Consider the following 12,268-nt stretch of genomic DNA (forward strand, 5'->3'; position numbering starts at 1 on the left):
CCTTAGCCGCGTCCCGCACCGTGCTCCCCCGCCCTCGCCACCACTCCCCGTAACGACGAGACGGTATTCCCTAGGGCGAGGCTAAACCGCGTCCACCGAGCAACGCGGTTCCGACACGCACACAGGTCGAGCCGTGCGCGATCGCCTGCTCGAGATCATTGCTCATTCCGGCGGAGATCTCACGGGCATTTGGGTGATCTGCCCGAAGACGTTCCGACGCACGAGCGAGCTTCTCGAACGCCTCTGCCGGGTCAATACCCAGCGGAGCGACCGCCATAAGCCCTCGGAGGCGAATATCACCCACATGGGCTATCCGCTCCGCCAGCTGGCCCAACTCGTTCACCCGAGTGCCCCCGCGCTTCGGATCGTCATCGAGACTTACTTGAATGAGGACGTCCAACGGCTGATCGCGTTGCCCGGAATCGAGCGCCGACCTGGTCGCTTTCGCGAGCGCTTCGGCGAGGCGTTCGGAGTCGACGGACTGCACCTCGTCGGCCCAGCGCACGACCGAGCGAGCCTTGTTCCGCTGGAGACTGCCGACCATGTGCCAGCGGACGCGGGCGTCCGGGCGCAGCCCGGCGACCTCTTCGGCCTTCGCGCCCGCCTCCTGATCGCGGTTCTCGGCGAGGTCGAGCGCGCCGAGGTCGGCGAGCAGCGCGGCGTCGAGCGCGGGGAAGGTCTTGGTGACCGCGAGCAACCGGACGTCGTCGCGGTCCCGGCCGGCGGCCTTGCACGCGGCGCCGATCCGTTCTTCCACTTCGGCAAGGGAGGCGGCGAGTTCCGCCTTTCGCGCGTCACTCACGACGCGTCCAGCCAGGTGATACCCGCGATCCGGCCGGTGGTGCCGTCGCGGCGGAAGCTGAAGAGCGTCTTGTCTTCGTTGGTGCAGCGCGGATCGACGCCGATCTTGCCGACGCCGAGGTCGGCGAGCTGCCGCCAGAGGCCGGCGCGGAGATCGAGACCCGGGGTGCCCTTCCGGGTTTTGCAGGCGCTGCCGGGCACGTGCTTTTCGACGTCGGCCGCCATGTCTGCGGGGACTTCGTAGCAGTCGCCGCAGATCGCGGGGCCGAGCAGTGCTTCGGTGCGGGCCGGGTCTGCGCCGAGCGAGCGCATCGCCTCGACCGCGGCGGGGACGACGCCGACGCGAGCACCGACGCGGCCCGCGTGCACGGCGGCGACCACACCGGCTTCGACGTCGGCCAGCATGAGAGGAACGCAATCGGCGACGAGCACCACGAGGGCGAGGCCCGCCTCGGCGGTGACGAGGGCGTCGGTCGCTTCGGCGGCGGAGGTCTCGGAGCCGTCGACGACGGTGGCGGTGCGGCCGTGGACCTGCTCCATCCAGGCCAGCCTGTCCTCGGCGAGGCCGAGTTCGGTGGCGAGACGTTTGCGGTTGGCGAAGACGTCGCCCGCGTCGTCACCGACGTGATCACCGAGGTTGAAGGTGTCGTAAGGCGGCCGGGAAGCCCCGCCGGCCCTTGTCGTGACGACCCGCCGTACCCGCACGCGTTTCCTCCTAGACCTGAGTGAAGGCCCCCTCGACTGTAGTCAAGGAGGCCTTCACGGAACCGTACTGGCGAACTACCGCCGCATGAAGGGCGGCACGTCGACCTCGTCGTCCGACGGGTCGTCGTGCACCGGGGTGGCCCGGCTGGGCAGGCTGCCGTGGGTCGAGTTCGACCCGATCGGCGAGTACCCGCGCGAACCGCCGCCGGACTGCGGAAGCCCGCCGGTCAGCGAGCCGTTGCCCTCGTTGCGGGAGGACGGCATCGGCGTGTGCGTGCGCGGCGGCGCGACCGGGTAGCCGTTCGAACCCGTCGACGGCACCGGCGTGGCACCCGAGGGCGGGCCCTGCACCGGCGTCGCCCCGCCACCGTTGACCTGACCCGCCTGGGCGGACGCGGTCGAGTTCGACCGGGAACCGAAGGTCGACGGGTCGAGCTTCTTGTGGGTCGGCGTGCCGGCGTCGAAACCGGCCGCGATCACGGTGACCCGGACCTCGTCGCCGAGCGAGTCGTCGATGATCGTCCCGAAGATGATGTTCGCGTCGGGGTGCGCGGACTCCTGCACCAGCGACGCGGCTTCGTTGATCTCGAACAGGCCGAGGTCCGACCCGCCCGCGATCGACAGCAGCGCGCCGTGCGCCCCGTCCATCGACGCTTCCAGCAGCGGCGAGTTGATCGCCTTCTCCGCCGCCTGGATCGCCCGGCCTTCGCCACGCGCCGAGCCGATGCCCATCAGCGCGGAGCCCGCGCCGGACATGACGCTCTTGACGTCGGCGAAGTCCAGGTTGATCAGACCCGGCGTGGTGATCAGATCGGTGATGCCCTGGACACCCGAAAGGAGGACCTCGTCCGCCGAGCGGAAGGCGTCCATCAGCGAGACGCCGATGTCGCCCAGCTGCAGCAGCCGGTCGTTCGGGATGACGATCAGGGTGTCGCATTCGTTGCGCAGCTGCTGGATGCCGTCTTCGGCCTGCTTGCTGCGGCGCTTGCCCTCGAAGGTGAAGGGGCGGGTGACGACGCCGATGGTCAGGGCGCCGAGTTTGCGGGCGATCTGGGCGACGACGGGAGCGCCACCGGTGCCGGTGCCACCACCCTCACCCGCGGTCACGAACACCATGTCGGCGCCCTTGATGACCTCTTCGATCTCTTCGCGGTGGTCTTCGGCGGCCTTCTGCCCCACCTCGGGGGCGGCGCCGGCACCGAGGCCGCGGGTCAGTTCCCGGCCGATGTCGAGCTTGACGTCGGCGTCGGACATGAGCAGTGCCTGTGCGTCGGTGTTCACCGCGATGAACTCGACACCCTTGAGGCCGACCTCGATCATGCGGTTCACGGCGTTCACTCCGCCGCCGCCGATACCGACGACCTTGATCACCGCAAGGTAGTTGTGCGGGGGCGTCATCGGAGCCGCCTTCCTGATCGTGTGTGCTCGTGCTGCCCGCCGGTCGCTGAGCCTGGGCCGAACCCTCGATCTGAACCTCAGAGTGAGAGTTATGTCAACTGCCGACGTTGAAGCAGGACGGTATGCACCAGGCAGGCTCGAATCCAGTAGCCACGCCGTGTGTCGCAAAGGTGTTTTGCCACAACATCTTCCCGGGCGCAAGAGTGAGCCCCGGAGGAAGCGCCGGACGGCGGCCTGCTAAGGACCGGAGATCAGGTCGGCATGGACATGACCATGACGACGTCCTTCGACGGTGATCCGGTCGGTGATCCGCCCGCCTGCTCGACGCTGAGCGCGAACTTCTCGGCCCCGCCGAGTCCGTCCGCGACCAGCAGCGCACCGTCCTGACCACCGGAAATGAGCCCGGCGGGCTTGGGCGCGGTGCCCGGGTACATCAGCCAGGCCTGATACGTCCGGCCCGGATCGTTCTTCGGCAGCTGGGCCGCCATGAAGACGAGCCGGTCCTTGGCGCGCGACATCATCACGGTCCCGCCGCCCCCGGCGGAGGTCTCGGCGTGCCCCGTCCGGAGATCGGCGGCCGCGAGGACGTCGGCGACCGGCGCGTACCGATCCGCGGCCCGCGTCGCCTGTTCCCGCGCGGCGGTCAGCTGGGTGTGGTTGTCGTAGGCGATCCCGCCGAACACGGCGGTGCCCGCCAGCCCGACGATCGCCGCCGCGGCCGCGGCGATCGCCCAGCGCGGGGCGCGTCGGCGGTCCTTGACGCGCTCTCCGGTTTCGAAGCGGGTCTTCGGCGGCTGCTGCCGGGTCGCCATCGCCTCCGCGAGCACCCGGCGCTTGAGCTCCGGCGGCGGGTCTTCGGCCAAGGCGGCACCGAGCCGGGTCGCGGTCATCTGCAGTTCGAGGACCTCTTGTGCGCACGAAGCGCACTCGCCGAGGTGCCGCTGGAACTGGGCACGCTCCAAATCGGACAGTGCGTCGACGGCGTAAGCGCCGGTGAGCGTGTGCATTTCGGGCATCGTCATGCCGTCACCCCCAAACAGTCCCGGAGCCTGATCAGGCCGTCCCGGAGTCGAGTCTTGATGGTTCCGTGCGGGGTCTCCAGTACTTCGGCGACCTCGCGATAGGTATAGCCCTGGTAGTAGGCGAGCAGGACGGATTCCCGTTGCAGTTCGGTCAGGCTGGTCAGGCAGCGGCGCACCTGCGAACGTTCCCAGCGGGCCGCGACGGCCTCGGCCACCTCGTCGAAGGGCCGGGCGCGGGCGGCTTCGAAAGTCGCCTTGACCTCGCGATCCGAGCTGGCCCTCGCCGAACGGACACGGTCGACGGCACGGCGGTGCGCGAGCGTCATGGCCCAGTTCAGCGCGCTCCCCCGCTCCGGGGAGTAACGCGCGGCAGTGCGCCACAGCTCCACCATGACCTCCTGGGTGACCTCTTCGGACTGTGCGACGTCACGGAGGATTCGCCGCACCAGGCCGAGGACCGGACCGGCGAGCCGGTCGTACAGCGCGTCGAAGGCCCTCTCGTCCCCCTTCGCGACCCGGACGAGCAGTTCCTCGGACGTCGGGCCCGCCGGTTCGCCGTCCGTCGCGGGAACGGGCGCCATGTGGCGCGGGCGTGCTGCTTCATCCATCGAGACTGCCTCCGACGATCTGTGGCGTCTGTGTCGACCTCGGGGTCAGCGGCGCCTTCTTCAACCACAGTTTGACCCCATGCCGCCGGATCAGCGCGGAGACCCGGTGCGGCATGAGCGGACGGGTGATCAGCATGTGCACGAGCCATTTGGCGGTGGCGGGGCGCCGCACCCCGCGCAGTGACGCGGTCAGCGGTGTCTCCCCGCCCTGGCGGAGGGCGATCTTGACCGAGAGCAGCGACTCCGGCCGCGGCACCTCCATCCGGTACTCGCCGTCCATCGACTGGAACGGGGAGACGTAGAACTCCTTGTCCGCGTGGGCGTTCCCGTCGGCGTCGGGCCGCAGGAGATACGCGTGCCTGCCCCGGTAGGTGTTGTGCACCTCGGCGACGACGCATTCGAGTTCGCCGTCGGGCCGGTGGCACCAGTAGAGGGTGATCGGGTTGAAGTTGTGCCCGAGCACGCGCGCGCCCGCCAGCATCAGCACCCGGCCGCCTTGGAGATCGACGTCGCGGGCAGCGAGCCAGCGGTCCAATTTGGACCGGATGCTGGAGGTGTCTTCGGGCGCGAAGTGGTCTCGCGAGTCGAAGCGGGCGAAGGGCTGGAGCCACTTCGGAAGCTTCGGCGGCGCGTCGAGGTCGATGAGCCACAGATAGACGCGGTGGGCGAACGAGACCGGCGGATCGATGCGCCGGACATGCGCCACCGTGGAGTCGTAGAGCACGGCCATGACGGTCACCATCGCACCCCGAAGTTCTCGGCCGCGCGGACACCGGACGCGCAGCCGTCCTCGTGGAATCCCCACCCGTGATAGGCGCCCGCGAAGGCGACCGTTTCGTCGTTCAGCTCGGGCAGGCGGCGCTGGGCGGCCACCGATTCCGGGGTGTAGACGGGGTGTTCGTAGGTCATCTTGGCCAGCACCGAACCGTCGTCGGGGGCGGTGCCGGGGTTGAGCGTGACGACGTAGCCGGTCGGCTCGTCGAGCCGCATCAGGCGGTTCATGTCATAGGACACCTGGACCGCGCCATGGTTGGCACCACAGAACGGGGTGGCGTAGTTCCAGCCCGCGCGCGCCGATTCCGCCGTCGGGAGCACTCCGGTGTCCGTGTGCAGCCAGGCCTCGTTGCTGGAGTACCGGAACGAGCCGAGGACGTCGCGCTCGGCCTCGGTCGGCGACGCGAGCAGCTTCAGCGCCTGATCCGCGTGGGTGGCCAGGACGACCTTGTCGACCCGGTGCCGGGTGTCGGCGTCGTCGCGGACCTCGATCCCGCGCGCGGTGCGCTTGACCGAGCGGACCGGTGTCGACAGGTGCACGGCCGTCAGCTGTTTCGCGGCGAGGTCGACGTACTCGCGGGAGCCGCCGACGACCGTGCGCCAGCTCGGGGACCCGCCGACCGAAAGCATCCCGTGGTTGCGCAGGAATTCGAACAGGTAGCGCGCGGGGTACTTGAGCGTGTCGTTCCGGTCGGCCGACCAGACTGTCGAGACGACCGGGAGCATGAAGTGGTCGACGAAGTACTTCGTGTACCCGCCGATCGCGAGGAACGCGCCGAGGGTGACGTCTCCGGCCTCGGGAGAGTCGAGGACGCGCTTCGCGTGCAGGTGGAAGCGTTTGACGTCGGCGAGCATCCGCAGGTAGCGCCCCCGGGCGAGGTTGCGCGGCTGGGCGAACAGGCCCTTCAGGCCCTTGGCGCCGGCGTACTGGAGGCCACAGCCGTCACAGCGGATGCTCATCGACATCTCGGTGTCGCGGGTGGCGACGCCCAGTTCGGCGAACAGCCTCAGCAGGTTCGGGTAGGTGCGCTCGTTGTGCACGATGAACCCGGAGTCGACGCCGACGGTGCCGCCGTGCGCGCTGGGGACGTCGTGGGTGTGCGCGTGCCCGCCCAGCCTGTCTTCGGCTTCGAACAGCAGCACTTCGTAGCGGCGTTGCAGCAGGTAGGCGGCCGTGAGGCCGGCGACGCCGCTGCCGATGACTCCGATGCGTTGACCCTTGGTGTGCACGAAAGGGATTCGGAACAGGGGCCGGGCCGGATTGGACCGGGTGAACCGGGGCGTCATCCGACCCATCCTTTACCTGTCCGGGGTCGAATGACGACTATGCCGAACAGTCCCGCGTCTCGCCTAGTCCCGTTCGTCGAGCGGCTCCTCGGTGGCTCCCTCCCGGTCGGTCTCCGCACCTGGGACGGCGTGCGCGCCGGGCCGCCGGACGCCCCGACCGTGGTACTCCGCAACCGGCGCGCCCTGCGCCGTCTCCTCTACTCCCCCGGTGAGCTGGGTCTCGCGAGGGCCTATGTCTCCGGTGATCTCGACGTCGAGGGCGACCTCGCCGACGGATTCCGCCGGATCTGGGCGCTGACCCGGTCAGGCGCCGTCCGCGGCGCGAAGCTCGGGCCCCGTGACTGGGCCGAAGCGTTCCGGCTCGCGGTGAGCCTCGGCGTCGTCGGGCCGCCGCCCAAACCGCCCGCCGAAGAGGCCCGGCTCTCCGGGAAGCTGCACAGCCTGCTCCGCGACAAGTCGGCGATCTCACACCACTACGACCTCAGCAACGCCTTCTACCAGCTGCTGATGGACGAATCGATGGCCTACTCGTCGGCGTACTGGACGTCGGAGGAGGAGGGCTACGGCCTCGAACAAGCCCAAGCGGACAAGCTCGAGCTGATCTGCCGCAAGCTCGGGCTGCGGCCGGGGATGCGCCTGCTCGACGTCGGCTGCGGCTGGGGCTCGCTCCTGGTCCACGCGGCCAAGCACCACGGCGTGCACGCCGTCGGCATCACGCTTTCGGCGGAACAGCTGCAGCACATCCGCGGCCGCCTCGCCCAGCACGACCTGGAGGATCGCGTCGAGGTCCGGCGGCAGGACTATCGCGAGCTGACCGACGAGCCGTTCGACGCCGTCGCCACCATCGAGATGGGTGAGCACGTCGGCGAAGAGAACTACCCCGAGTACACGCGGACGCTGTACCGGATGCTCAAGCCCACCGGACGGCTGGTCCTGCAGCAGATGTCCCGCGGAGCGGTGGCCCCGGGCGGCGGGGCGTTCATCGAGCGCTACATCGCCCCCGACATGACGATGCGGCCGCTGAGCCGGACGCTCGGGCATCTGGAGACGGCCGGGTTCGAAATCCGCGACGTCCACGCGCTGCGCGAGCACTATGTGCGTACGGTCCGGGCATGGGAGAAAACGCTCGAGAGCAACTGGGACGACGTCGTGGCGCTGATCGGTGAATCCGGCGCGCGGGTCTGGCGGCTCTACCTGGTCGGCGGCGCGCTCGCGTTCGAGGAGAACCGGATGGGCGTGGACCAGATCCTCGCGGTGCGCTCGTCCGATGAAGGCTTGAGCGCGCTTCCCGCCACCCGGGAGTGGTCCTGATGTCTCTCGGGGGGACCCTGCTCGTCACCGCCGGGGTGACCCTGCTGGCGGTCGCCGTCACGTTCGGCATCGCGCTGGCGCGCAAGCGGTACGACACCATCGACACGTTCTGGGGGCCGGGCTTCGCGCTCGTCGCGCTGGTCGCGGCCCCGCTCGGGGACGGGTCGGTAACGCTGCGAGTGGTCGCCGCGGCACTGACTGCGATCTGGGGCGTGCGCCTCGGCGTGCACCTCCACCTGCGCAACCACAAGCTGCCCGAAGACCCGCGCTACGTGCGGATGGTGGAGAACGCCGGCCCGAATCCGGCGCTCAAGCTGTTCGTCCGGGTGTACCTGCTCCAGGCCGTGGTGCTCTGGTTCGTCTCGCTGCCGGTCCAGTTCGCGATGTACGGCGATTCCTTCGGCGTGACGGCGTGGCTGGGTGTCGCGGTGTGGCTGGTCGGTTTCGGGTTCGAGACGATCGGCGACGAGCAGCTGCGCCGGTTCAAGGCCGACCCGGACAACAAGGGGAAGGTCCTCGACAGCGGGCTGTGGCGCTACACCCGGCATCCCAACTACTTCGGGGACGCGTGCGTGTGGTGGGGCCTGTACCTGCTGGCCTGTTCGAGCTGGGTGGGGGCGGCGACGATCCTGTCGCCGATCGCGATGACGTACACGCTGGCCAAGGGCACCGGAAAACCCTTGCTGGAGAAGGGTTTGCAGCGTTCCCGGCCGGGATACGCGACGTACGTCGAGCGGACCAGCGGGTTCTTCCCGCTGCCCCCTCGCCGTCTCACTCCCCGGTAAGCCCGTCGATCGCTTCGCGCAACAGGTCGAGGTGGCCGGCGTGCCTGCCGGTCTCCTCGATCATGTGCGCGACCACGAACCGGACGTTGACCTGGCGATCGCCGCGGAAGGCGACCTGGTCGTCCAGCCCCATCCGCGCGACGACCTTGCGGCTCCGCTCGCACTCGGCCTCGTAGGCGGCGATCAGCTGCTCGATCGGGGTCTTCATGGCGACCCGGAACTCGGCGTCGGGGTCGGCCTCGAGCGCCTCCTTCCAGAGGTCCTCCTGGCCGTCGAGCACCACGTTGAACCAGTACTGCTCGACCAGGGTCAGATGCCCGAGCAATCCGGCGATGGTGGTCAGCTCGCTGGGCACGAGCGGCCGCCTGGCCTGCTCGTCGGTGAGGCCGGAGCACTTCCACACGACAGTGGCGCGGAGGAAGTCGAGAAAGCCGTTCAGCTGGGTGCGCTCGTCGCCGGTGAGCGGCGGTTCGGGACGCTTCGGTTCTTCGGTCATGGTGCTGCAGTCTGCCGGTTTCCTCGGATGATCCGCTAACGAGTTACCCGCGCCGGGCTGTCCGCCATCTGCCGCACGTCCGTGGTCCATGTCCGCGCGGGGTCCCATCGTTCGAGTGAAACCGACGGTAGTTAGCGCCCCCGAAACATGACGACCACCCGCTCGTCATGTCAGGCTGGTGCAGTTGTGCCCATCGCCCCCGGTTCCGAGAAAGGTCACTGATGTCAGGCCCCCAGCTGAGCGCACTCGATGTCGCTTTCCTTTGCATGGAAAGCGAAACGACGCCCATGCACATGGGCGCGGTGGTCACCTTCCGTCCGCATGGGCAGGTGCACGCGCGTAAGCTGACCGCGCTGCTGGCCGAGCGGGCCGCACGGATCCCGAAGCTGCGTCAGCGTCCCCGCACCGCGCTGTTCCCGCCCGGCGCCGCCGTCTGGGCGGACGACCCGGGTTTCGTTGCCAGTGAACATATTTCACATCATCACCTGAGCTCCCTGTACGAACCGGATCCGCTCTCCGCCTACGCGTCGCGCTGGATGGGACGACCGCTCGACACCGGAAAACCCTTGTGGGACTTGCATCTCGTCACCGGCCTGCCGGACGGCGAGTTCGCGTTGCTGTTGAAACTGCACCACGCGCTCACCGACGGGGCGGGCGCGTACGCCGTCGCCGCGGGCCTGCTCGACGCGGTCCCTCGCGCCGTCAGGCGCCCGCACAGCGGTGCCGTACCTCCCGCGCCACGGTCCCCTGTGGACGCCGTCAAGGACGCCTTCGGTTCCACCCTCGCCCAGGCGGGCGAGTCGGCGGGGATCGCTTCGTCGGTCGTCCGCGCGACCCGTTCGCCGCTGTCCCCGATCAGCGCGCCGCCGTCGACCGAGCGACGGCTCGGCCTCGTCCGGCTGGACACCGGCGAGATCCGGCGGATCCGCCGGACCCACGGCGGGACCGCCAACGACGTCGTGCTGGCGATCCTCGCCGGCGCGCTGCGCGAATGGATGATCAACCGCGGCCAGCGGGCCGACGACCGGACCCTGCGGGCGCTCATCCCGGTCAGCGTGCGCGGCCGGTCCGCCGAGCAGCTGGGCGGGAACAAGCTGTCCGGCTACCTCTGCGATCTGCCGGTCGGCCTCGACGATCCGGTGAAGCGGCTGCTGGCCGTCCAGCGCGAGATGGGCCGGAACAAGGCCGCGGGCCCCGGCCGGGGCGCGGGCGCGTTCCCGCTGCTCGCCGACCGGATGCCGCCGATGCTGCACCGGCTCGGCAGCAGGGCCGCCGGGCTGGCCGCGCCGCTGCTGTTCGATCTCGTGGTCACCACGGTGCCGGTGCCGCCCAACCGGCTCACCCTCGACGGGACGCGGCTGGAAAGCGTCTACCCCTTCGTGCCGCTGGCGCCGCGGCAGGCGGTCGGGATCGCGGTGGCGACCTACCGCGACTCCGTCCACATCGGACTGCAGGCGAACGGGGCGGCGGTTTCGGACGTGGGCTCGCTGCGGGACGGCGTGCTCAAGTCCGCGGCGAGGCTGCTGGACACCGCTTAGCGCGTGCTATGAAAGGCCCGTTACTTGCAAATTTTGCAAGTAACGGGCCTTTCATGTCACGCGTGTGCGGAAGGCGCAGCCGTCAGCCGCGCAGCATCTCGGCGACCAGGAACGCCAGCTCGAGCGACTGCTGGGTGTTCAGCCGCGGGTCGCACGCGGTCTCGTACCGGCCCGAAAGGTCCAGATCCGAGATCTCCTGCGCGCCGCCGAGGCATTCGGTGACGTCCTCGCCGGTCAGCTCGACGTGGATGCCGCCGGGGTACGTGCCGAGCTTGCGGTGCACCTCGAAGAAGCCCTGGACCTCGTCCACGATGCGGTCGAAGTGCCGGGTCTTGTAGCCCGTCGACGCCTCGTGGGTGTTGCCGTGCATCGGGTCGCACTGCCAGATGACCTTGTGCCCGGACGCCTCGACCTTCTCGACGATCGCGGGCAGCACCTCGCGGACCTTGCCGTTGCCCATCCGGGCGATCAGCGTCAGGCGGCCGGGCTCGTTGCGCGGGTCGAGCCGCCGGACGTATTCGACGGCCTGTTCGGGCGTGGTCGTCGGGCCGATCTTGAGGCCGATCGGGTTGGCCAGCAGTTCGGCGAACGCGATGTGCGCGCCGTCGAGCTGCCGGGTCCGCTCGCCGACCCACAGGAAGTGCGAGGACAGGTTGTACAGCTTCGGGTTCGTCGCGTCCGCGCGATCCATCCGCAGCATGGAGCGCTCGTAGTCCAGCAGCAGCGCCTCGTGGCTGGCGAAGATCTCGGTGGACTGGAGCGAGGTGTCGGTGACGCCGCAGGCCGACATGAACCGCAGGCCGCGGTCGATCTCCGCGGCCAGCGCCTCGTAGCGCTCGCTGGCGGGCGAGGACTTCACGAAGTCCTTGTTCCAGTCGTGCACCTGGTGCAGATCCGCCATCCCGGCGCCGGTGAGCGCGCGGACGAGGTTCATCGCGGCACCCGCGTTGGCGTACGCGCGGATCATCCGGCCGGGGTCGGGCACGCGGAGTTCGGGCTTGGCGACGAGCGAGTTGATGATGTCGCCGCGGTACACCGGCAGGCCGAGCGCGTCGGTGGACGCCGAACGCGGCTTCGCGTACTGGCCCGCGATCCGGCCGACCTTCACCACCGGCAGGCTCGCGCCGTAGGTGAGGACGACGGCCATCTGCAGCAGGGTGCGCAGGTTGGCGCGGATGTGCGGTTCGGTGTTCGACTCGAACGTCTCCGCGCAGTCACCGCCCTGCAGCAGGAACGCTTCGCCGCGGGCGACCATGGCGAGCCTGTCGGAGAGCCTGTCGATCTCGGCGGGGACGGTGATCGGCGGCACACTCTCCAGCACGCCGCGTACGCGCCTCGTCAGCTCGGGGTCCGGCCATTCGGGCTGCTGCGCGGCGGGCCGGGAAAGCGCGTCGTCGAGCCGGTTGCGCAGCTCGGGCGGCAGAGGAGGCAGTTCGGGGAGCGTGTCGACGGGAACGTCCACTGTCCAGTTCACCGGCCCAGGATATGCCGAGCCGAAAGCCGCCCGCCCACCGGGACAAAAGTCCCAAACGGTGGACGGGCG

General features: G+C 69.6%; 12 protein-coding genes. 3 read left to right on the forward strand and 9 right to left on the reverse strand.

Annotated features, from left to right (window positions below; all coding sequences use genetic code 11):
* Window positions 1–70: 70 nt before the first annotated feature.
* From ACLJPX_RS10470 to ACLJPX_RS10500, 7 genes are all read right to left on the reverse strand, one after another.
* Window positions 71–802, reverse strand: a complete 732-nt coding sequence (locus ACLJPX_RS10470) for a YggS family pyridoxal phosphate-dependent enzyme (protein WP_410599889.1) — start codon at window positions 800–802, stop codon at window positions 71–73.
* Window positions 799–1,506, reverse strand: a complete 708-nt coding sequence (gene pgeF / locus ACLJPX_RS10475) for a peptidoglycan editing factor PgeF (RefSeq protein ID WP_410599890.1) — start codon at window positions 1,504–1,506, stop codon at window positions 799–801. The genes ACLJPX_RS10470 and pgeF overlap by 4 nt, the downstream gene beginning before the upstream one ends.
* Window positions 1,507–1,581: 75 nt before the next feature.
* Window positions 1,582–2,904: a cell division protein FtsZ gene (gene ftsZ, locus ACLJPX_RS10480; protein WP_410599891.1), complete on the reverse strand. Its 1,323-nt coding sequence runs from the start codon at window positions 2,902–2,904 to the stop codon at window positions 1,582–1,584.
* A gap of 251 nt (window positions 2,905–3,155) precedes the next feature.
* Entirely contained in the window at window positions 3,156–3,926 is a 771-nt protein-coding gene (locus ACLJPX_RS10485; protein WP_410599892.1) for an anti-sigma factor domain-containing protein, read from the reverse strand.
* The gene (gene sigK / locus ACLJPX_RS10490) at window positions 3,923–4,534 is read right to left on the reverse strand and encodes an ECF RNA polymerase sigma factor SigK (RefSeq protein ID WP_410599893.1); all 612 of its coding nucleotides are present in this window, start codon (window positions 4,532–4,534) and stop codon (window positions 3,923–3,925) included. Before sigK ends, ACLJPX_RS10485 begins: the two co-directional genes overlap by 4 nt.
* Window positions 4,527–5,276: a DUF1365 domain-containing protein gene (locus tag ACLJPX_RS10495; protein ID WP_410599894.1), complete on the reverse strand. Its 750-nt coding sequence runs from the start codon at window positions 5,274–5,276 to the stop codon at window positions 4,527–4,529. The genes sigK and ACLJPX_RS10495 overlap by 8 nt, the downstream gene beginning before the upstream one ends.
* Window positions 5,270–6,595: an NAD(P)/FAD-dependent oxidoreductase gene (locus ACLJPX_RS10500; protein ID WP_410599895.1), complete on the reverse strand. Its 1,326-nt coding sequence runs from the start codon at window positions 6,593–6,595 to the stop codon at window positions 5,270–5,272. Before ACLJPX_RS10500 ends, ACLJPX_RS10495 begins: the two co-directional genes overlap by 7 nt.
* A 39-nt stretch (window positions 6,596–6,634) precedes the next feature.
* Here ACLJPX_RS10500 and ACLJPX_RS10505 point away from each other — a divergent pair, with 39 nt between their 5' ends.
* Window positions 6,635–7,906: a class I SAM-dependent methyltransferase gene (locus ACLJPX_RS10505; RefSeq protein WP_410599896.1), complete on the forward strand. Its 1,272-nt coding sequence runs from the start codon at window positions 6,635–6,637 to the stop codon at window positions 7,904–7,906.
* Window positions 7,906–8,691: a DUF1295 domain-containing protein gene (locus ACLJPX_RS10510; protein ID WP_410599897.1), complete on the forward strand. Its 786-nt coding sequence runs from the start codon at window positions 7,906–7,908 to the stop codon at window positions 8,689–8,691. The genes ACLJPX_RS10505 and ACLJPX_RS10510 overlap by 1 nt, the downstream gene beginning before the upstream one ends.
* Here the strand turns inward: ACLJPX_RS10510 and ACLJPX_RS10515 are convergent.
* Window positions 8,678–9,187: a DinB family protein gene (locus ACLJPX_RS10515; RefSeq protein WP_410599898.1), complete on the reverse strand. Its 510-nt coding sequence runs from the start codon at window positions 9,185–9,187 to the stop codon at window positions 8,678–8,680. The two genes, ACLJPX_RS10510 and ACLJPX_RS10515, sit on opposite strands and share 14 nt — an antisense overlap.
* A 221-nt stretch (window positions 9,188–9,408) precedes the next feature.
* Between ACLJPX_RS10515 and ACLJPX_RS10520 the strand changes: the two genes are divergently transcribed.
* Complete coding sequence (locus ACLJPX_RS10520) at window positions 9,409–10,725, forward strand: wax ester/triacylglycerol synthase family O-acyltransferase (protein ID WP_410599899.1); 1,317 nt, start codon at window positions 9,409–9,411, stop codon at window positions 10,723–10,725.
* An 82-nt stretch (window positions 10,726–10,807) separates the two neighbouring features.
* Here the strand turns inward: ACLJPX_RS10520 and ACLJPX_RS10525 are convergent, their stop codons facing one another.
* A complete protein-coding gene (locus ACLJPX_RS10525) occupies window positions 10,808–12,199 on the reverse strand; it encodes a class II 3-deoxy-7-phosphoheptulonate synthase (RefSeq protein WP_168214365.1) in 1,392 nt (463 codons plus the stop codon).
* Between the last annotated feature and the right edge of the window lie 69 nt (window positions 12,200–12,268).

The organism is Amycolatopsis sp. lyj-90 (assembly GCF_046549035.1).
Lineage (GTDB): Bacteria > Actinomycetota > Actinomycetes > Mycobacteriales > Pseudonocardiaceae > Amycolatopsis.